The organism is Winogradskyella sp. 266wxhm (assembly GCF_058964685.1).
The window spans coordinates 925,429-946,753 of the sequence record NZ_CM179559.1 but is presented as its reverse complement, the minus strand read 5'-3'; the positions used below and the strand labels follow the sequence as shown (position 1 = coordinate 946,753).

At 31.4% G+C, this 21,325-nt stretch carries 23 protein-coding genes; all 23 read left to right on the top strand.

Going from position 1 to position 21,325, the window contains the following annotated elements:
• Positions 1-279: 279 nt before the first annotated feature.
• The 23 genes from AC2H4K_RS04400 to AC2H4K_RS04290 all read left to right on the top strand — a co-directional run bounded on the left by AC2H4K_RS04400 (position 280) and on the right by AC2H4K_RS04290 (position 21,324).
• A complete protein-coding gene (locus AC2H4K_RS04400; protein ID WP_281138575.1) occupies positions 280-720 on the top strand; it encodes a DUF2061 domain-containing protein in 441 nt (146 codons plus the stop codon).
• On the top strand, positions 717-1,319 hold the full coding sequence (cysC, locus tag AC2H4K_RS04395; RefSeq protein ID WP_281138574.1) for an adenylyl-sulfate kinase: 603 nt from the start codon (positions 717-719) through the stop codon (positions 1,317-1,319). The genes AC2H4K_RS04400 and cysC overlap by 4 nt, the downstream gene beginning before the upstream one ends.
• Positions 1,312-2,217: a sulfate adenylyltransferase subunit CysD gene (gene cysD, locus AC2H4K_RS04390; protein WP_493742897.1), complete on the top strand. Its 906-nt coding sequence runs from the start codon at positions 1,312-1,314 to the stop codon at positions 2,215-2,217. Before cysC ends, cysD begins: the two co-directional genes overlap by 8 nt.
• A 20-nt stretch (positions 2,218-2,237) precedes the next feature.
• Positions 2,238-3,494 (top strand): sulfate adenylyltransferase subunit 1, encoded by a 1,257-nt coding sequence (locus tag AC2H4K_RS04385; RefSeq protein ID WP_493742896.1) that lies wholly within the window; start codon positions 2,238-2,240, stop codon positions 3,492-3,494.
• 135 nt (positions 3,495-3,629) lie between these two features.
• Entirely contained in the window at positions 3,630-3,866 is a 237-nt protein-coding gene (locus AC2H4K_RS04380) for a four helix bundle protein (RefSeq protein WP_493742895.1), read from the top strand.
• Positions 3,867-3,986: 120 nt separating this feature from the next.
• Positions 3,987-4,817, top strand: coding sequence for a 3'(2'),5'-bisphosphate nucleotidase CysQ (gene cysQ / locus AC2H4K_RS04375; protein WP_493742894.1), 831 nt, complete (start codon positions 3,987-3,989; stop codon positions 4,815-4,817).
• Positions 4,818-4,859: 42 nt separating this feature from the next.
• On the top strand, positions 4,860-5,717 hold the full coding sequence (locus AC2H4K_RS04370; RefSeq protein WP_281138570.1) for an ABC transporter permease: 858 nt from the start codon (positions 4,860-4,862) through the stop codon (positions 5,715-5,717).
• 1 nt (position 5,718) lies between these two features.
• Positions 5,719-6,966, top strand: coding sequence for an ABC transporter ATP-binding protein (locus AC2H4K_RS04365; RefSeq protein WP_493742893.1), 1,248 nt, complete (start codon positions 5,719-5,721; stop codon positions 6,964-6,966).
• A 6-nt stretch (positions 6,967-6,972) separates the two neighbouring features.
• Positions 6,973-7,806: a sulfotransferase domain-containing protein gene (locus AC2H4K_RS04360; protein ID WP_493742892.1), complete on the top strand. Its 834-nt coding sequence runs from the start codon at positions 6,973-6,975 to the stop codon at positions 7,804-7,806.
• 15 nt (positions 7,807-7,821) lie between these two features.
• Positions 7,822-8,481, top strand: coding sequence for a CatB-related O-acetyltransferase (locus AC2H4K_RS04355; protein ID WP_493742891.1), 660 nt, complete (start codon positions 7,822-7,824; stop codon positions 8,479-8,481).
• Positions 8,482-8,523: 42 nt separating this feature from the next.
• On the top strand, positions 8,524-9,330 hold the full coding sequence (locus AC2H4K_RS04350; protein ID WP_493742890.1) for a glycosyltransferase family 2 protein: 807 nt from the start codon (positions 8,524-8,526) through the stop codon (positions 9,328-9,330).
• Entirely contained in the window at positions 9,327-10,445 is a 1,119-nt protein-coding gene (locus AC2H4K_RS04345; RefSeq protein WP_281138565.1) for a glycosyltransferase family 4 protein, read from the top strand. Before AC2H4K_RS04350 ends, AC2H4K_RS04345 begins: the two co-directional genes overlap by 4 nt.
• A gap of 2 nt (positions 10,446-10,447) precedes the next feature.
• Positions 10,448-11,461: a glycosyltransferase family 2 protein gene (locus AC2H4K_RS04340; protein WP_493742889.1), complete on the top strand. Its 1,014-nt coding sequence runs from the start codon at positions 10,448-10,450 to the stop codon at positions 11,459-11,461.
• Between the two features lie 22 nt (positions 11,462-11,483).
• Positions 11,484-12,269 carry a sulfotransferase family protein gene (locus tag AC2H4K_RS04335; RefSeq protein ID WP_281138563.1) on the top strand — a complete coding sequence of 262 codons (786 nt, stop codon included), beginning with the start codon at positions 11,484-11,486 and terminating at the stop codon, positions 12,267-12,269.
• Between the two features lie 45 nt (positions 12,270-12,314).
• Entirely contained in the window at positions 12,315-13,112 is a 798-nt protein-coding gene (locus AC2H4K_RS04330) for a hypothetical protein (RefSeq protein WP_493742888.1), read from the top strand.
• Positions 13,113-13,114: 2 nt separating this feature from the next.
• Complete coding sequence (locus AC2H4K_RS04325; protein WP_493742887.1) at positions 13,115-13,987, top strand: glycosyltransferase family 2 protein; 873 nt, start codon at positions 13,115-13,117, stop codon at positions 13,985-13,987.
• A gap of 6 nt (positions 13,988-13,993) precedes the next feature.
• Complete coding sequence (locus AC2H4K_RS04320; RefSeq protein ID WP_281138560.1) at positions 13,994-14,734, top strand: acyltransferase; 741 nt, start codon at positions 13,994-13,996, stop codon at positions 14,732-14,734.
• Positions 14,731-15,696: a glycosyltransferase family 2 protein gene (locus tag AC2H4K_RS04315; protein WP_281138559.1), complete on the top strand. Its 966-nt coding sequence runs from the start codon at positions 14,731-14,733 to the stop codon at positions 15,694-15,696. Before AC2H4K_RS04320 ends, AC2H4K_RS04315 begins: the two co-directional genes overlap by 4 nt.
• 212 nt (positions 15,697-15,908) lie before the next feature.
• Positions 15,909-17,096, top strand: coding sequence for a glycosyltransferase family protein (locus AC2H4K_RS04310; protein ID WP_281138558.1), 1,188 nt, complete (start codon positions 15,909-15,911; stop codon positions 17,094-17,096).
• The gene (locus AC2H4K_RS04305) at positions 17,096-18,340 is read left to right on the top strand and encodes a glycosyltransferase family protein (protein ID WP_281138557.1); all 1,245 of its coding nucleotides are present in this window, start codon (positions 17,096-17,098) and stop codon (positions 18,338-18,340) included. The genes AC2H4K_RS04310 and AC2H4K_RS04305 overlap by 1 nt, the downstream gene beginning before the upstream one ends.
• 10 nt (positions 18,341-18,350) lie before the next feature.
• Positions 18,351-19,511, top strand: coding sequence for a glycosyltransferase family 4 protein (locus AC2H4K_RS04300; RefSeq protein ID WP_281138556.1), 1,161 nt, complete (start codon positions 18,351-18,353; stop codon positions 19,509-19,511).
• Positions 19,504-20,499 carry a glycosyltransferase family 2 protein gene (locus AC2H4K_RS04295; RefSeq protein WP_493742886.1) on the top strand — a complete coding sequence of 332 codons (996 nt, stop codon included), beginning with the start codon at positions 19,504-19,506 and terminating at the stop codon, positions 20,497-20,499. The genes AC2H4K_RS04300 and AC2H4K_RS04295 overlap by 8 nt, the downstream gene beginning before the upstream one ends.
• Positions 20,500-20,514: 15 nt before the next feature.
• On the top strand, positions 20,515-21,324 hold the full coding sequence (locus AC2H4K_RS04290; protein ID WP_281138554.1) for a sulfotransferase family protein: 810 nt from the start codon (positions 20,515-20,517) through the stop codon (positions 21,322-21,324).
• Position 21,325 lies beyond the last annotated feature (1 nt).

The window sequence follows — 21,325 nt, the reverse complement described above, 5'->3', positions numbered from 1 at the left end:
ATATTATATCCATGTAGACCTCAGTTATAACCCATTTTTTTATTCTGAACAAATAGTAATTTTAGATTTATAATTTAATGTTAGTTTTCAATTAACAATACAATCTACGTATTATAAGACTTTATGGTTTTTAAACTTTAATAATATTCTTTGTAAGAATCTAGGCAGTTTTACAATTTGTTTTAGTTTTGTAAAAAAAAGAGTAGTAGAAATCCAAATGGTTGAAATTCTGTCATTAATAGATTAAAGAAAAGCTATTCTAATTTGTAAATTTTAATATTGAAACTAAGTAAACGACACATAGCTAAGACCATTACTTGGCGTTTTTTTGGAACATTAGATACGCTGTTGCTGTCATGGTTTATTTCTGAAGATTTTGCGGTAGGGTCTAAAATTGCTGTTTTTGAGCTTGTAACTAAAATGGTGCTCTATTATTTTCACGAGCGCGTGTGGTTTCATTCTAAAATAAAATCGTCTAATAAGCGTCATATATTAAAAACCTTCTCTTGGAGAGGTATAGGTACATTGGATACCATGTTGTTGGGTTGGCTCGTTACAGGTAATCCACTTACGGGATTAAAAATTGGAGCTGCTGAGGTGATTACCAAAATGTTGTTGTATTTTGGTCACGAAAAACTTTGGTACCAAATTAATTATGGTTTAGATCAAAGAATAAGAAGAAGACGTTTGAACGAACTAAAAAATGAAAAAGAAGCATGAGTCTAAATACGGTTAGACATGACTACAAGATCGCTAAAGCCGATCGCGAAAAAATACACAAGCACAAATCTTTTCTATTATGGTTTACGGGTCTTTCAGGTTCTGGTAAATCTACATTAGCAAACCTCGTAGAAGTAGAATTGAATAAACAAAACATTTCTACATATACTTTGGATGGAGATAATATAAGACAAGGTATTAATAAAGACCTCACATTTGCTCCAGAAGATCGTACGGAAAATATCAGAAGAATTGCAGAAATTGCAAACCTATTTGTTGACGCAGGTGTGGTAACACTAGCTGCTTTTGTGTCGCCATATATAAAAGATAGAGAAAACATTAAAAAAATAGTTGGTGCAGAGAATTTTATAGAAATCTACGTGAATACGTCTTTAGAAGAATGTGAACGTAGAGATGTAAAAGGTTTATACAAAAAAGCAAGAGCAGGAGAAATAAAAAACATGACTGGGATATCTGCACCTTATGAAGCACCAACAAATCCAGATTTAGAAATAAAAACCGATGACCAATCTATAGAAGCATCAACTAAGCAAATTGTTGATTTTATAGTAGAAAAATTAAATACATCATATGAGTAATTACGTAATTAATCATTTAAGAGAACTAGAATCCGAAGCTATTTTCGTCATAAGAGAGATTGCTGCGCAGTTTGAAAATCCGGCATTATTGTTTTCAGGCGGAAAGGATTCTATTTTATTAACGCATTTAGCTAAGAAAGCGTTTTATCCTGCAAAAATCCCTTTTCCATTAATCCACATCGATACTGGTCACAATTTTCCTGAAACTATAGCTTTTAGAGATGCTTTGGTAGAGCGCTTAGGGGTAAAGCTTATCGTTGGATCTGTGCAAGAGGCTATTGATAAAGGACGTGTTAAGGAAGAAACAGGTGCTGATGCATCACGTAATTCACTTCAAATAGTATCGCTTTTAGATACACTAGAAGATCATAAAATTGATGCAGCTATGGGTGGAGCAAGACGTGATGAAGAAAAAGCACGTGCCAAAGAACGTTTCTTTTCTCATAGGGATGAGTTTGGACAATGGGATCCTAAAAACCAACGTCCAGAACTTTGGAACCTTTTTAATGGTAGAAAGAATTATGGTGAGCATTTTAGAGTGTTTCCAATTTCAAACTGGACAGAAATGGATGTTTGGGAATATATAAAAATGGAAAATATTGATTTACCATCATTGTATTTCTCTCATCAACGTGATTGTGTGGTTAGAGACGGTGTAATATTAGCAAATTCAGAATTTATCACTTTAAAAGAAGGTGAAGAAGTGGTTAATATGACTATTCGTTACCGTACTTGTGGAGATATGCCAATTACAGGTGCTGTAGAATCTGAAGCTGATAATCTTCAAAAAATTATAGAAGAAATCGCAACAACGCGTACTACGGAACGTGGAGGTAGAGCAGATGATAAACGTGCAGAAACAGCTATGGAAGATCGTAAAAAACAAGGTTACTTTTAATATTATTTAGAAAAGAAAGAATGGAATATCAAGATATAGAATTATTAAGATTTACAACAGCTGGAAGTGTAGATGATGGAAAAAGTACACTTATAGGACGTTTATTATATGATAGTAAATCAATTTTTCAAGATCAATTAGAAGCTGTAGAAGAGTCGAGTAAAAGTAAAGGTTTCGACTATGTGGATTTATCTTTACTTACTGACGGTTTAAAATCGGAGCGTGAGCAAGGTATTACTATTGATGTAGCCTACCGCTATTTCGCTACTCCAAAGCGTAAATTTATCATTGCAGATACGCCAGGTCATATTCAATATACGCGTAATATGGTAACAGGTGCATCAACTGCTAACCTAGCAATTATACTTATTGATGCACGTAAAGGAATGTTAGAGCAAACACATCGTCATGCTTTTATTGCGTCTTTGTTACGTATTCCTCATGCTATCGTGTGTGTGAATAAAATGGACTTAGTCGATTATAGTGAAGAGGTTTATGATAAAATTGTAAAGGATTTTAATGCTTTCTCTTCCAAGTTAGCCATTAACGATATTCAGTTTATTCCTATTTCAGCTTTGAAAGGAGATAACGTGGTAAATCGTTCTGAAAATATGGATTGGTACAAAGGAAGTACCTTGATGTACCATTTAGAAACAGTTCATATTTCAAGTGATCATAATTTGGTAGATTGTCGTTTTCCTATTCAGTCGGTTATTCGTCCTCATACTTTAGAAAATCAGGACTACAGAGGTTTTGCAGGTAGAATTGATGGTGGAGTATTTAAACCTGGTGATAAAGTAAAGTCATTACCATCAGGATTTGTGTCTACTATAAAAACCATTGAATTAGATGGCGAACAGATTGAAGAGGCTTTTGCTCCGATGTCTGTAACCATGACCTTAGAGGATGAAATTGATAACAGTCGTGGAGATATGATTGTTAGAGAAAATAATGTTCCAGAAGTTGGTCAGGATTTAGAAGCCTTGGTGACTTGGATGAGTTCAAAACCAATGCAAGCGCGTACAAAAGTTGTTGTTAAACATACAACGAATGAGTGTATGGCAATGGTTAAAGAATTGAAGTACAAAATAGATATCAACACTCTACACAGAATCGAAGGTATTGATAAGGTGGAAATGAACGATATTGTACGCATGTCTATTAGAACGGCTAAACCGGTATTTTTTGATGCTTATAAAAGAAACCGCCAAACAGGAAGTATAATCATCATAGATGAGCAAACCAATGAAACTATTGGTGCTGGAATGATTATTTAAGAGTGATACAGTGAGAGTGATACAGTGAGAGTGATACAGTGAGAGTGATACTGTGATGCAGTGTACGATGAGGCGGTGATACTGGAAAATGATGATGTGGTGAGTTTTTAGAATAGGAATTTTAAAATTTTAATAATGACTCATAAAGATTTAGAAGTTTATAAATTAAGCTTAAATTTAGTAGAGGATATTTATAAGCTTACTAAAGATTTTCCCGCATCTGAAAACTTTGGATTGACTTCTCAACTTAGAAGAGCAGCTGTTTCCTTGCCTTCAAATATTGCAGAGGGTTCAAGTAGAGGATCAACAAAAGACTTTATTCGATTTTTAAATATAGCATCAGGATCATTAGCGGAAAAGAAACGCAGTTAGTAATAGCAGAACGTATAGGGTATATAACTTTCGATAATACATTACAAAATAACATCAGTACAACTAGAAAAATGCTATACCGTTTAAAACAAGCTTTAAACAAAAAACTAAGTAAGTAAAATGAATAATAAAAGCCTCACCACCTCCCAACCTCACCGCCTCACTGAATTACTGCATCTCGGTATTAACGCAGCCCTAGAAGCAGGAAAAGCGATTTTAGAGATTTATAATTCTGATGATTTTGGTGTAGAATTAAAAGGTGATGACTCTCCTTTAACAAAAGCTGATATAGCATCTCACAATATTATTGTAGCACACTTAAAAGCTACTGACATTCCAGTATTGTCCGAAGAAGGTAAGGAAATGCCTTATGAAGAACGAAAAGATTGGAAGCAACTTTGGATTGTAGACCCTATAGATGGTACCAAAGAATTTATAAAACGTAATGGGGAATTTACAGTAAACATTGCGCTTATTGATAACCAAATAACACAACTAGGTGTTGTGTTTGTACCAGCGCTTGGTGAGCTATATTTTTCTACAATAGAAAACGGTTCTTATAAAGTAAACGTTGATCTTCGAAACTATTCGGTTGAAGATTTGGTTAAGGAAGGTTCCAAATTACCATTAGAAAGGGAAGATAAAACCTTTACTGTTGTAGCAAGTCGTTCGCATATGTCACCAGAAACAGAAGCTTATGTAAATGAGATGCGAGAAAAACATGGTGAGGTTAACTTAATGTCTAAAGGCAGTTCTTTAAAATTATGTATGGTTGCTGAAGGTAAAGCCGATTGTTACCCAAGATTTGCACCAACAATGGAATGGGATACAGCTGCAGGACAAGCCATTTGCGAGCATGCTGGTTTTACAGTGTTAGATTGGAAAACCAAAGCACCAATGTTATACAATAGAGAAGAGTTGTTGAACAATTGGTTTTTGGTAAAAAATTAACAACCAAAAATTTTAATTTTAGTCACACAATATTTTTAATACATGAGTGAAACCCCAGAGAATTATAAGCTTGTTATAGAGCCAAAAACTAAGCTTTTGGATCTTAACCTAAAAGAGGTTTGGAGATACAGAGATTTATTATTCTTGTTTGTAAGAAGAGATTTCGTTGCTGTTTATAAACAAACTATTTTTGGGCCCTTGTGGTTTTTTGTACAGCCCATCCTAACAACTATAATGTTTATGGTAGTGTTTGGTGGTATAGCAAAAATGAGTACCGATGGACTTCCGCAACCAATATTTTATTTAGCAGGAATAGTAAGTTGGAATTATTTTTCCGAAGCTCTAAAGACCACTTCAGAAACCTTTATAGCTAATGCCAAAATTTTTGGTAAAGTTTATTTCCCAAGGGTGATTTCACCATTATCTATTGTTGTTTCTAAACTCTTAACTTTTGGGGTGCAATTTGTATTATTCTTAATCGTTTATTTCTACTATGTATTTTTTACAGATGCAAATATTAACCCAAATGTATCTTTGCTTTTAATACCTGTCCTCATTCTTATCACAGCAGGTTTAGCTTTAGGCTTAGGTTTGCTTATTACCGCACTTACAACAAAGTATAGAGATTTTAGATTCTTAATTGCTTTTTCTGTACAATTAGCTATGTATGCTACACCAATAATATACCCTTTGAGCGAAATAGATAATGAAAATCTAAAAATGCTTGTTTTGGCAAACCCAATGAGTGCTATTATAGAAACATTTAGGTATGCTTTTACAGGTGTAGGTGAATTCAGTTGGGTTAATTTAGGATACAGTTTTTTTACAATGATTGTTTTTTTACTAATAGGAACATTGACCTTTAATAAGGTTGAAAAAACTTTTATGGATACAGTATAGTATGAATAAGCCAATTATAAAAATTGAAAATTTAGGAAAACAATATAGATTGGGTGCTGTAGGTACTGGTACTTTGTCTCATGATATTAACCGTTGGTGGTATAAGGTTAGAGGCAAAGAGGATCCGTATCTTAAGGTTGGAGATGTAAATGATAGAACTTCAAAAGGTGGTTCAGATTATGTGTGGGCGCTAAAGGATATAAATTTTGAAGTTCAACCAGGTGAGATTTTAGGTATAATAGGAAAAAATGGTGCCGGAAAATCTACCTTACTTAAATTACTAAGCAGAGTTACAGCTCCATCTACAGGAAAGATAACTTGTCATGGTAGAATTGCGTCACTATTAGAAGTAGGTACAGGCTTTCATCCAGAATTAACAGGAAGAGAAAATATTTACCTCAATGGTGCTATTTTAGGAATGACCAAGAAAGAAATAGCAGATAAGTTTGATGAAATTGTTGATTTTGCAGGTTGTGCTAAATATATAGATACACCAGTAAAAAGATACTCCTCAGGGATGTATGTACGCTTGGCTTTTGCAGTAGCTGCACATTTAGAACCAGATATCCTGGTAGTGGACGAGGTTTTGGCTGTAGGCGATGCCGAGTTCCAAAAAAAGGCTATTGGTAAGATGAAAGAAGTTAGTGAAGGACAAGGAAGAACTGTACTGTTTGTTAGTCATAATATGGGCAGTATGCGAATGTTATGTAATAGAGGCTTGTTATTAGTGAATGGAAATGTGTCTTATTCAGGTCTAATTAATGATACCATTGATGCATATCTTGATAGTTCAACAAGTAAAGTTGATGTCAAATTTAATCAAGACTATGACGATAAATCTAGAGCTCAAATTTTGAATGTTGAATTAAAAAACTCTAATGATGAGTTAAGAGGGAATTTTTTATCAAACGAAGAAATAGCTGTACACATAAAATATTCTATAAACGTAAAATTTAGTAATGCTAGGATAGTTATGCAGCTATTGACTGTAAACGGAGAAGTGGCTTTTGGGAGTACGTGTTATATAAATAAAAATCAAGGAGATTTAAAATTGATTATACCGCCAAATCTATTGAATTCAACATCTTATACTATTAAATTACATTTAGGTGAGCCAGGAATAGGCTTTTTAACTAAACCAATAGATTATTTAGGATTTAATGTGGAAAGTGTTGGACAACATGGTTCGCATATGGTAGAAAAGTGGCCAGGAGTTGTTGCACCTAAGTTAGAATGGATTATAAAATAAGTAAGAATGAATTTTCAAAATTTTCTACGTTTATTAAGCAGTCCTAAATCCTATTTGTCTGATTTAGTAGAATTGAATACTAATAGAGAATTAAAAAAATTGTCAAAAACGGATTTTTTAATTCCAATTACAGAAACCAAAGAGGAAGATGTATTCATTGTTGGATACCCTAAGTCAGGAAATACATGGATGCAATCATTAATTGCGGGTATGCTTTATGGTATTGATACTGAATATATGCCTGATAAACTTGCTCAAGAAATTGTTCCTGATGTTCATGCTAGAAAATTTTATAAAAGATTTGGGACAATAAATTTTTTTAAGTCTCATGATTTACCACAAAGACATTATCGAAAAGTTATATATCTTGTAAGAGATGGTAGAGATTCTTTAGTTTCATATTATCACTTTAATCGAAAGAGAGGTTTAGAAACTACCCTCAGAGAAATGGTTATAGATGGTAAAGATCTATATCCATCAAAATGGCACAAGCACGTTAGGCTTTGGTTTGAAAATCCTTATGATTGTGAGATGATTACAGTTAGATACGAAGATCTTTTGTTAAATCCTATTAATGAATTGAAGCGAGTTTGTGACTTTGTAGGAATAGAAAGGTCAGAAGAGATATTAAGAAAGGTTGTTGAAGGTAATCATATCGACAAAATGAGAGTCAGAGTGAAAGAAACAGGTGGCATGGGACATAAGGCATGGACAGGAAAGCAAGGAGCTGAATTCTTTAGAAAAGGTAAGTCTGGTTCTTATAAAAAAGAAATGAATATTGAACTTCAAGAATTTTTTAATCATGAGTCTGCTGCTGAATTAAAAATGTTTAACTACTAATAGTGTAAATTCAAGTTGAATTATTTTCAGAAATTATTACAGAAAATTTTATTTAGAATCTTACCTAACTTAAGGCATTTAGGTGAAGACTCTATAGATTGGTATATGGTTACGAATTCACAAAAAAAAAATAGCATAAGCCAAAAATCTAGGATTAATGGTCCTTATAAAGTGATAAAATCTTATGTAGGAGATTATACTTATATAGCATTGAATTCATATATAATGAATACTTCTATTGGTAAGTTTTGCTCCATTGGTCCTAACTTAGTTTGTGGCTTTGGTGTCCATCCTATTAATGGTATCAGTACTAATCCAATGTTTTATTCTGTTAGAAAACAAAATGGATACAGTTTAGTTGAGCAAAATAAAATTGATGAGGTTCCTTCAAACCTAATAGGAAATGATGTTTTTATTGGCGCCAATGTTACAATTTTAAACGGCATAACAATTGGAGATGGAGCTGTAATAGGAGCTGGTTCAGTAGTTAGCAAAGATATACCTCCTTATGCTGTAGCTGTAGGCGCTCCAATCAAAATTATAAAATACAGATTTAAGGAAGAGACTATTGAAAATTTGCTTAAAATTAGATGGTGGGACAAAGACTTTGAGGAATTAGAAGCCATTGAAAAAAAATTTTTTGAGGTAGAAAAGTATATTAAATCTTGTTTGTAGAGATACTGAAATATGCATGAGATATCTTCATTATAACATTTTATGAAAAAAAACGCTCTTTTTTCTATTATAACCATAAATTATAACGATGCATCAGGTTTGCAAAAATCTATGCAGAGTGTTTTCTGCCAAACCTTCAAGGATTACGAATATATTGTTATTGATGGTGGTAGTAATGATGGAAGTACAACTATTATTGAGAATCATAAGGCTAAGATACATCATAGTATAAGTGAACCTGATAAAGGGGTGTATGATGCTATGAATAAGGGATTACTGCAGGCAAGTGGCGAGTATGTATTTTTTTTAAACTCAGGAGACTTGTTTTATGATAAAAACACATTAAAAAATGTAGCAAAAGCTATAGAGGTTAAGCCTACCGATATTATTTATGGAGATGTTATCTATGTTAATCCTAAGACCAAAGAAGAGCGTATTACGGATTTTCAAGTAGAAAAAATTAGTCTTTACCAAAAAATGATATGCCACCAAGCCATATTCTGTAAAAAAAAGGTGTTTGATACACTGGGTGGTTTCAATTTATCTTATAAAATTAAAGCCGATTACGATTGGTTTTTAAGAACCATATTTAAAGGTGTTAGTATTAAAAAAATAAATCTTTTAGTAGCTTATTATGAAGAAGGTGGACTTAGTGAAACCCACTTTAGCAAATATAGTGCGGGCGAAATCCCAAAAATTAGAAATACATATTATTCAGACAAAGAACAGAAAGCTATTAGAAAATATATACTTAACCCCAAACTAAGTAAATTACCTTTTCATAATGCAAGTAGAAGATTAATAGCAAAGCTATTGTTAATCTTATACCCAAATCTTAGGATGATATGATTGTAGTGGTAAGACAACTTAATATTGTATCCGAATCATGGCTTACTAGACAATTAGCGCTCATTTCACCGCTAGTAGAAAGTATTGTAGTTGTTGATTATTACGAGCAAAAGAAATTTGCAGGTATTCCTGTAACATCCATAGACCCAAGAGCTGAGTTATCTTATCGTTTGTACAATTCAGTAAAAAAGCAAGATTATAAAAAAGTTATTAAGAAACGCTTAGAGCGTATTTTAACAAAAAGTAGCTCTTCCGTAGTATTGTTTCATTATATAGACTTTGCTTTGGGCTTTTATGATGTTATAAAACAAACACAAAAAAAGATTTATATACATTGTCATGGTTATGATGTTACTTGGGATTTACGCTCACATACTAATCCTAATAGAAAACATTTTAGTTCAGATTACGTTTCCAAGGTTTTAAAGCTTTCAAAACATGCTTTTTTTATAGCAAATTCAAAATGTACTAAGGAAAAACTATTAGATATTAAGATTCCAGAAAATAGAGTTTTAACCAAATATTTTGGTATTCAAGAAAATGAAAAAAGACCTCTGCCAAATAAATTTACCATACTATATGTAGGTAGGCTTGTAGATTTTAAAGGAGCAGATATAGTAATAAACGCTTTTGAGTTAGCTTGCGAACAGGGCTTAGAAGGAGAACTTATAATTGCAGGTGATGGAGCCCTTCGAACAACAGTAGAACTTCTAAAGATAAAATCAAAATATCAAGATAGAATACAAATCTTAGGAAGTGTAAATTCAGAAAAAGTAAAAGCCTTAATGCAAAAGGCAAGTATTTTTACAGCACATAATTGTAAAGGATTGCTTACAGGGCAAGAAGAGGCTTTTGGTGTTACACTCATAGAGGCAATGAGTTATGGTATACCTATTATAACAGGTAGTGTAGGTGGCGTTAACGAAATTATTGTTGATAAAAAAACAGGCTATCTCATTGAGCCATTTAATATTCAGCAGCATGCCAATGCTTTTTTAGGGTATTATAGAAGCGCTTTATTATTGCAAAAGCATGGTGAAGAGGGACATAATCTTGTTAAAATTAAGTTTTCTGAAGAACAAGAGTTTAATTTTTTTAAATCTCTTGTTCATTAGTCATGAGTTACCCGCTAATTTCAATAGTAATTCCAACCTACAATAGAAAAAACGTTTTATTAGAAACCTTAAATTCTATAAAGCATCAAAAATACCAAAACTGGGAAGTTATTGTTGTAGATGACGGTTCAACAGATGGTACCAATAGTTTTATGCAGGAAGTGTGCAAAGCCTCTTCTCAGATAAATTATTATTTAAGATCGGATTTCACAACTAAAAAAGGCGCACCTGTTTGTAGAAATTTAGGTTTAGAAAAAGCTAAAGGTGATTATGTTGTGTTTTTAGATTCGGACGATATTCTGCAAAAGGAAACATTACATAATAGAGTGAATTCAATTAATGAATCTGAAGATTACGATTTTTTGATTTTTCAAGGTGCCTTTTTCACTGAAAGTATAGATGATTCTGATAGACTGTGGAATAAATTTACTCAAGAGAATGATCTTAACCGATTTCTCAGAGGAGACGTCGTTTGGCAAACAACAGGACCCTTATGGAAACGTAGCTATTTAATAAATAGTAGTCTAAGGTTTGATGAAGAAGCTAAAAGTTCTCAGGACTGGGAGTTTCACGTCCATGCGCTACTTCAAAATCCGAGATACAAAAAAATAGATGGAAAGCCTGATTATTTTATAAGGAGAGATGCTGTTGATAAACATCGTATAAGTGAGGGGCATTACTCGATAAAATCATATTTCAATAGAATCCCCTTGATAAAAAAGATACTACCAAAGCTAAATGATGTTCAGGAATATGAGTTGCATAAGTATTTGGTTAGAGACACTCTAGCGGTATTAAGAAATACATCAGATATAGATATTATTAATACCTTTGAAGAGACTAATAGATTATTTGCTTCAAACATTAATAAAAATTGGGGTGTTGTTGTTAAAATGATGTATTACCTAAGAAAGAAAAATCTAAAAACATGCAACAGAATTCTATTAAGATGTCTAAATTTTTGGAAACCTTATTATTTTAGGAAATTTAAACAGAACTACAGAGCCAAATATTAAAATAGAAGTATAAAAATTTAGAGTGAGAAGACTATATTATTTAATTAAAGAAAACGGATTAAAATCGATTTTTTCTCAAAGATATCACTACAGACATCATAAAAACCCTAACACAGAAAAGAAAGTTAAATTCATTGTGTTCGGCCAAGGTAGAACAGGTAGTACTTTATTAACAAAATTAATAAATCAACATCCAAAAATTTTTTGCGACCAAGAAATATTCGGAAATAAAAAGTCTCCTATTTTTTTGTCTCCAAACAAATACATTGAGAGTAATTCAAGAAAGCCAGAGACTAAAGATGTATCAATTTATGGTTTTAAAGTTAAGATTTACCAATTGTATACAGATCAAAAAATCAGTAATGTTAAGGGGCTTTTAGAAGATTTACATAGAAAAGGATGGAAGTTTATTTTTTTACATCGTGAGGATGAATTAGCACATAATGTATCGTCGTTCAAAGCATTTAGTTTGGGTAAATGGTTTGTAGATAAATCAGAAGATATTCAAAATAAGAAAGATAAAGAGCTATATATTGACCCAACTCAATTCAAAAAATCAGTATTATGGCGTAGAAAATTTACCAATATGGAAAAAGAATGCCTTGAAAATATACCTCATATAAAAGTATCATACGAAAAAGATTTATTAGTGTCAGAAAATCATCAAGCCGTTTGTGACAGAATATTTTCTTTTTTAGGAGTTGATAGTTATTCTGTAAAGGCTAATATTAAGAAGATGAATGCTCCTGATTTAAGAAATACTATTAAAAATTATGATGAAATTGAAAGCTTGTTTCAATCACTATAGTTAGAATAACAGGTTTTAACTAAAGAAAAAAGAAATTTTATAGCAATGCGATTATTTTTTTTACATATACCAAAAACTGCTGGAACTTCACTTGATATCTTACTAAAACTTCAATATTCTAACAAAGAAATACATCCTTGGGACAACATTAAGTTTGTTGAATTACAAGAAAAATATAAAAATGGAGATATAGAGCCGAAAGATTTTAAGGTGCTTAAAGGGCATTATCATTATGGTATCCATAATTATATGAATATCGAAGGAGATTATAGGTATGTAACTTTTCTTAGAGACCCTATTGACAGAGTGAAATCTCATATTAGACAGTATTTAAGAATGCCTAAATCATACATATATAGAGAGTTTCAAAAAGAAAAGAGTTTGTATAAACTTATAAAGAATAATAAAGTTTATGGTTTTTCTAATATGCAAACAGCGTGGATATCAGGACAAAAATTTCGAAATGATTTGAATATGGAATTGATTTTTAAAGAGGCAGAATCTAATATTTCGAAAGACTTTATGTATGTTGGAATCCAAGAGATGTTTAATGAGAGTTTGTTTCAAATATATCAGAAAGTAGACTGGAAATATTATCCGTATTATAATTCCTTAAATATCTCTACTAAGAATGAACTCGATTCAATTACTTTTGATTCAGATACAATAAAGCTTATAGAGGACATAAATCAATATGATATTAAATTATACCAAAAGTACAAGTCGATTGTAGAAAATGATCATAGTAAAACAGACCTTAAGGAATATAAGACGTATTTAACACGTTTAAAATATTTTCAAAAAGCACACAATTCCTATACTAAAATGAGAAATATTTTATAATTATGGAGAAGCCATTGGTGTCTGTATTAATGACAGTATATAATAGGGAAAAATATATTGGGGAAGCAATAGAAAGTGTTATTGCCTCTACTTATAAAAACTGGGAATTAATTATTGTAGATGATCAATCTAAGGATAATTCTGTAGCTATTGCAAAATCTTATGTTCAGAAAGATACTAGAATTAAGGTTTATATTAATGATGTCAACTTAGGGGACTATCCAAATAGAAACCAAGCAGCAAGCTACGCTAATGGAAAATATTTAAAATATTTAGATGCAGATGATATAATTTACCCTTTTGGCTTAGAACAATTGGTTTTTTATATGGAAAAATTCCCCGAGTCTGCTTATGGCTTGTGTTCACTAAGTCAAGATAAACAAAACATATACCCATTTATGTTAGGTCCAAGAGAGGCTTATTATAGGCACTATTTTGAGTTTCCAATTTTTCATAAAGCACCTCTCTCTGCTATTATAAAAAAAGTAGATTTTGACGAAGTAGGTGGTTTTACGGGAAAACAGCACCTTGGAGATTTTGAGATGTGGCATATACTATCAAAAAGCAAAAATGTAGTCTTGATGCCTCAAGGTTTGGTTTGGTATAGAGAGCATGACGATCAGCAAATGAATGATAATAGAACAGATCCCTATGTGCCTTTTAAATATTTATTGCTTTCAGAAGAAATGCTTAAAAGTAATAGTTGTCCTTTATCTGCAAAGGAAGCAGATAAGGCTCTAGAGCTTAATTATAAAAAACAGAGTAGAGCTGTTTTGTCAGCAGCTAAGCATCATTCATTTAAAAAAAGTTTTCAACTTTATAAAGAAAGTAAAAATGTAACCCTTTTTTCTATATTAAATTCGGTTATTAGTTAAAGTATTATGATTTTCAGTTACGCAAAATATTTAAAAGAAAAGGTATTAAGAAAACTGTTTTGGTTTTACAAGCTTAACAATATTAGTTTTGGGAAATCACCAAAAATCACCTTTCCTATTAAAGTTGAAGGTCAAGGAAAAATAAATATAGGAAACAATGCTGTCCTTGGAAGGATGACTAATTTCGGAATAGGTAAAAGTGCAAAACTAACCATAGGAAACAAGTGCATAACGGAAGATGATGCAACTATAATTATTGACACTAATTTTAGTTTAGTAACTGGGCAAAATTTCAAATTAGGTAGAAACGCTAGGCTTTATGTTAAAAGTGATTGGGTCATAGGTGATAATGTAAGTATTGAAACATATTGCTCAATATTTGCTAGAGAGCCAGAAAAATCAGGAAAATTAGTCATTGGAAATGATACTAATATTGGAGACTACACGATAATTGACCTTGTTGATGATGTAATCATTGGCGATACAGTTGCTATAGGTCCAAATAGTACACTATATACACATGACCATATTTATTCAGATAAAAACGTAGCAGCTTGGAAGGGAGGTTTGATTAAAAAGCCTATAAGAATTTGTGATGGAGCTTGGGTAGGTTCAGGTGTTACTATTTTGCCAGGAGTGACTATAGGGGAGAGGTGCATTATTGCTGCAGGATCTGTAGTAACAAAATCGACTCAGCCCAATGCTATATACGGTGGTGTTCCTGCTAAGCTTATTAAAAATATATGAATAATATAAAGGTCTCGATTATAATTCCATTATACAATTCTGTTTCATTTTTTGAGGAAACAATAAAATCTATTATTGATCAATCTTATAAAAACTGGGAGATTATAATTGTAGATGATGGTTCAGAGGACGGTTCTTATGAATTAGCAAAAGAGTATGCTTCAGATAATATAAGGGTTGTTAAGAATAGAGGTAAAGGAGCTTGTGCTGCGAGAAACTATGGCTTAGATTTGGCAGTTGGTGATTATATACAATTTTTGGATGCTGATGATCTAATAAGTGAGGATAAAATTCAGAACCAACTTGCACAATTAGAAAGAAACTCTAAAAGTATAACAGTATGCAGTACTAAACATTTTTATGAGAGTTTTCATACGGGTAAAATAACTGATAGAGCATTTTTATATACAACAGATAATCCTAAAGAACTGCTTTTAAATTTATATGGTGCCGATGGAGAGCATCATAATATGATTCAAACCAGTGCTTGGTTAACTCCTAAATCTTTAATAAAAGATTCAGGACCTTGGAATGAAGATTTAAGCAAAGACCAAGATGGTGAATTTTTTTGTAGAGTAGCAACAAGGGCTGAGAAAATTATTTTTACTCCAAATGTTTTTAATTATTATCGAAAACATATTAATGGTAAGAATATAGCTAATCAAAAAAAAAGGAAGCATTTAGAAAGTCAAATTACGGCTTTAGAATCCAAGTCAGCACAATTTAAAGGTTTAGAAACAACGCAAGCTTATAAAAATGCCATGGCTTTACAATACAAGCTTATTGCTATTGATGCTTTTCCAGAGTTTAAAGATCTGTCGTCTATGGTATTAAGTCGCTCTAAAGATTTAGCTCAGATAGATTATTTACCAGTATTAGGAGGTAATGTAATAGAGTTTTTTAAAAAAATTTTTGGCTGGAAAATTGCAAAAATTATATCTTATTGGGTGCATAAATTATAGATTATTAATCAAAACTCAATATTTGTTCGGGATTTAAAATAATATTTAGAATTACCTTGTTATGAATATAAAATGTAATTCTAAAAGGAATAATGTTTGTCATATAAATAATAATTTGAGATATTTACAACGACAAATTATGAAAACAGATTTTGTAGATAAAACTTCTTCTTAAAGAAATAAAGTCTGTGCTTATGTTGTAAAAAAATCAAATGGAGCAACTACTTTTTATAACTACTTCTAGTATCGCTTCAAACCCTCGTTTAGTTAAAGAATTTGAAAGTTTAAAATCAAATTATGTGTGTACTGTAGTATGCTATAAACATCATGATTGGAGTTTGGAGCTTTCAGAGAAAATCAAGTCAGACAATAAAGAAGTTAACTTTATTGAAATTGATAGGAAACAAAAGTTTTTATCAACTATTGTTTCTAAAATAAAACATAAGGTAGCTATAAGAATCAATCCTTTTTATAAAAACAATTACAAGGTTTGTGCATTTGCAAGTAATGATAAGACAGCACAACTATTAAATGTAGTTAAGCAATTATCTAGAGATATAGAGTTTAAGAGAATTGTGGCACATAACTTAGGTGCATTTTATCCTGCTGTATGGGTTTCAAAAAGTCAGGATATAGATCTACAGTTAGATATTGAAGACTATCATCCAGGGGAAAGTTTGTATTTTAATGAAAAACTTGAGAAAACTAATAGGCATAGGATTATGCAGTATAGTTTTAATGAAGCAAATACTATTACTTATGCATCAGAAGGTATAGCTTTAGAGTGTAAAAAAAAGTATAGTATATCTAAAGATGTGTACCAATTGACCATTATTAATGCATTTAAAAGAGATGATTTTATAAAGCCAATAGCGACAGAAGAGAACGTGCTGAAAACAGTTTGGTTTTCCCAGTACATTGGGCCAAATAGGGGACTAGAGCAGGTGTTTAGTGCAGCCAAAGCTCATTCAGATATTGAGTTTCATCTTATTGGTAACGTAAATAAAGAGTACGTAAAGGATATAGTGTTTGCAAAAAACGTAATCTTTCATGAAGTTATGTCGCAATCAGATCTTCATGAGTTTTTAAGGACTATGGATATAGGTTTGGCTTTAGAGAGTGAAAAAGCTGATTATAATAGAAATATTTGTTTAACAAATAAATTTCTAGCCTATGTTCAAGCTGGTTTGTATGTTTTGGCAACTGATACCTTTGGGCAACGTAATTTTTTAGAGTCTATAAATTTTGAAGCAGGAAAATTGATAGAAAGCTCTCTTTCAAATGAACTATCTAAAATAGATAAGAACTTATTTATTCATCAAGCTAAAATAAATAGATGGAATAGTGCACGTCAGTTTTCATGGGAAGAGGAACAAACTAAACTTTTAGAAATATTTTAATGAATACAGTTCTTATTATATACCCACATTGGGTTCCTGCTAATCTAGCAGGTGTTCAAAGACCACGATTAATAGGTAATTATTTAAAAGGTTTTGGTTGGAAGCCATTATTGCTAACTGTAAAATCAGAATATTATGAAGAGAGGTTAGATCCTTTAATGGAAAAGACAGCTTCAGAAGATATCGAAGTTGTTTTTACCAAAGCTTACAAGGTTTTTAAACCACGAATTGTTGGTGATATTGGTCTAAGAGCTTTTCCTTTCCTAAAAAAAGAAGCTCTCAGAATTTGCAAAGAACGTAAAATAGATTTTATATGGATTCCCATACCATCATTTTACACTGCTATTCTAGGAAGGTTATTATATAATAAAACTAAAATCCCTTATGGTATAGACTATATAGACCCATGGGTAAGGGACATAACCAATCAAAATAACTTAAGAGCCAAATTAAGTCAGGTTGTGGCAAAAACACTTGAACCTTTTGCGGTTAAAAAAGCTGCTTTGATAACAGGTGTATCTACACCTTATTATCAGTCTGTGTTGGACAGAAACTTTAAGGTAAAACCAGTACATGCAGGAATGCCATACGGTTTCGATCCAAATGATCATAAAATTCACCTCAACGATATTCAATACCCTTGGGACAACCAACCAGATTGTAAACCATGGGTTTATGCAGGTGCATTCTTACCTAATTCACATCTCTTTGTAGAATCGTTCTTTGAGGTGATTGCTAAACTAAGAAAAGAAGGAGATTGGGACGATAAAATTAGATTATACTTTGTAGGTACAGGAATGTATCCTGCAAAGAGAATTACATCATATGCTAAGGATAAAGGAATAGATGATATTGTTTTTGAAAATAGAGAGCGATATCCATTTCTACACATTTTAAATTTTTTATCCAAAGCAGATAAGGTGTTGTTATTTGGTAGTACAGAACAACATTATACCGCATCAAAAACATTTCAATGCTTATTAAGTAATAGACCTTTGTTTTCTATGTTGCATAATGATAGCTCAGCAGTTGAAGTGATTAGGCAATGCAATGCTGAAAGGTTTTTATTCCCTTATAAAAACGGATTTACTAAAAATGAAATTGAAATTGGTGTAGAACACATTCTAAAGTCTTTTCAGCAAATAGATGATTGGACTCTAAATTTACAGCCTTTAGATAAATATACATCTAAACAATCTGCTAAGGTATTAGCAGAAGCAATGGATAAAGTGTTGTTAAATTAGTAACTGAAGAATGAAAAAAATAGCTGTAGTTATAAGTCATCCTATTCAGTATTATGCTCCTTTATTTCAGTTGTTAGAAAAAAGGAATAAACTTGGTTTAAAAGTGTTTTATACTTGGTCTCAGACTAACGAGTCTGTGGAGGATAAAGTTTTTGGTAAAACAATAAAATGGGATATACCATTACGAGAAGGCTATGATTATGAATTTGTGGATAATGTGTCTAAAAAACCTGGTTCTCACCATTTTTTTGGTATAGATAATCCAACATTGATAGCTAAGATTGAAGCATTTCAGCCTGATGCAATACTGTTTTTTGGTTGGAATTTTAAAAGCCATCTTTTGGCTATGCGTCATTTTAAAGGAAAGATTCCTGTTTGGTTTAGAGGTGATTCTACATTATTGGATGAGGTTGTCGGATTAAAGACAACATTAAGACGTTTGGTGTTGAGGAAAGTTTATAGTTACGTAGATAAGGCTTTTTTTGTTGGAGAGGCAAGTAAAGCCTATTTTTTAAAGCACGGATTAAAACCTGATCAGTTAGTTTGCTCCCCTCACGCTATAGATAATGATCGATTTAGTGATGAAAAAAATCCTAATTACTTAATTGATGCTAAAAATTGGAGAGAAAGTTTAGGATATAGTTCAGAGGATATTTTAATCGTTTTCTCAGGTAAATTAGAATCTAAAAAACAGCCTGATTTTTTAATCAAAGCTTTCAATAAAGCTAAAAAAGAAGGAGGAGAATTATTAAAGCTACTAATAATTGGTAGTGGTCCTTTGGAGGAAAAATTAAAAGAGTTTGAAAATGATGATATAAAGTTTTTAACTTTTCAAAATCAAAAAAGGATGCCTTTGGTATATAGAATGGCAGATGTCTATTGTCTTCCATCAAAAGGACCTGGTGAGACATGGGGTTTAGCTGTTAATGAGTCTATGGCCAGTGGTAGATCTGTAATAGTATCTAATAAGGTTGGCTGTGTTAAGGACTTAGTCTCTCAAAACAAAACAGGTTTTGTTTTTAGTTATGATAATTTGTTAGAGTTGAAAGATATACTTGTGAATTTGAACAAAAGTGAGCTAAAATTAATGGGTGAAAAAGCAAGATTAAAAATTATGAGTTATAACTTTAGCAATATTGTAAAAGCTTTTGAAAACGAACTAAATGAATAAGGTCTCTAAGCCAGATATAAGTGTAGTATTACCTGTTTACACAGGGATGGCATTTTTACAGCAATCAGTAGAATCGGTATTAAGACAAGATGATTCAGAGATTACTTTCGAATTTTTGATTTGTGATGATTGCTCCAAAGATGAAAGTTATGAATTTTTAAAAACTCTAAAGGACCCTAGGGTCACTTTATATAAAAATGAACAAAATCAAGGTCTGTTTCCAACTTTAAATTTGCTAATAAAAAAAGCAAAAGCAGATTTAGTACATTTATGGGCCCAAGATGATATCATGTTACCTAATTGTCTTGTCGAAATGGTAAGGTTTCATAGAGAATTCCCTGAGGTTAAATTCAGTTTTTCTAGACTTCAGGGTATAGATGTTAATGGAAATTACTTAAAACGTCCAACAGTTTTTAATAATAAAACTATTTCTGTAGAAAATCATGCTATAAGCTCATTACTATTTGGAAGTATTTCTGGAAATATCGCTAATGTTTGTTTAGTTAAAGAAGCTTGTGAGTCGGTGGGTTATTTTGATGAGTCTATGATTTATGTTGGAGATTTTAAAATGTGGTGTTTACTCTCTAAGGATGCACCTGTTGGAATGTATGGTAATATTTTAGTAAATGTCCGACAGCATACTGGTCAATTAAGTAGGGATTTAAAAGCATCATTCTTTAGAATGAAGGAAAATTACGAAGTATATCAATGCTATTTGTCAACTTTAAAGCCTGAATTAAGGCAACATTTAAATAAGATTATTAAATGGAAAGTATACCCAACTTATCTAAATCAATATTTCTATATTTTAAAGCAGAATGATTTAGAGTTAGGAAAGCGCTATATTAAAGAACTTAAAAAGTACGATGATTTATTTTTCATGTTTGTAAAGTGGACAGTAGTTAGAGTTTTGAGGTTTTTGCGATTAGAATCTAAATTTTATAAAATTGTATTTTACAAAAAGCTAGAAAAGTTAAAAACTCATTAAACTAAACATAGTCAGTTGTCTCAAGATATTATAATAATAGCTGGAATGCATAGGTCTGGAACATCGCTTTCAGGAAATCTACTTCAACAATCAGGGTTATTTATTGGAGAAGATTTACTTTCACACGGCTTTGATAACAAAAAAGGCCATTTTGAAGATTTAGAGATCTTAAAAATTCATGAAACTGACCTAAAGGAAAAGGGGCTTGATACACGAGGTATTAAAGGTGATATAAAAGGAAATCTGGATTTTGAAAAATCCACAGAAAATAAAATTAATTCATTTTTAAAGAAACGTAGCAATCAAACTTTTTGGGGATGGAAAGAACCTAGAACCACGTTATACTTACAAGCTTGGAAAGAAAAATTACCAAATGTAAAATGTATCGCAATTTTTAGACATTATGATGAGGTTGAAAATTCTTTGATCAGAAGATATAAACATAAATTAAAAAAAGGTGTGGGTATGAGTAAAATAATAAGGCTTAAGCATTTGTTGTTTTATCCATTACTTTTGATTTTAAAGAAAAGAGAGGCTTATAGAGCCTGGAGTGTCTATAATAACAACATTTTAGATTTTAAAAAAAGATACCCTGATGATGTTGTTATTTTTGAGTTAGATTTTTTTCTAGAAAATTATAATTTAATAACAGAAAATTTAAATTCTCGTTTTAATATAAATTTAAAAACTATTGATGTTAATAGCGTTTTTGAAAAATCATTACTAAAAAAGTCAAAGACTAAGAAATTAAAAATTAGGTTTTTTTCTCGCAAGAATTTGAAAAAAATATTAGAAGTTTTAAAGCAAGAGTCATTATGGATGTAAG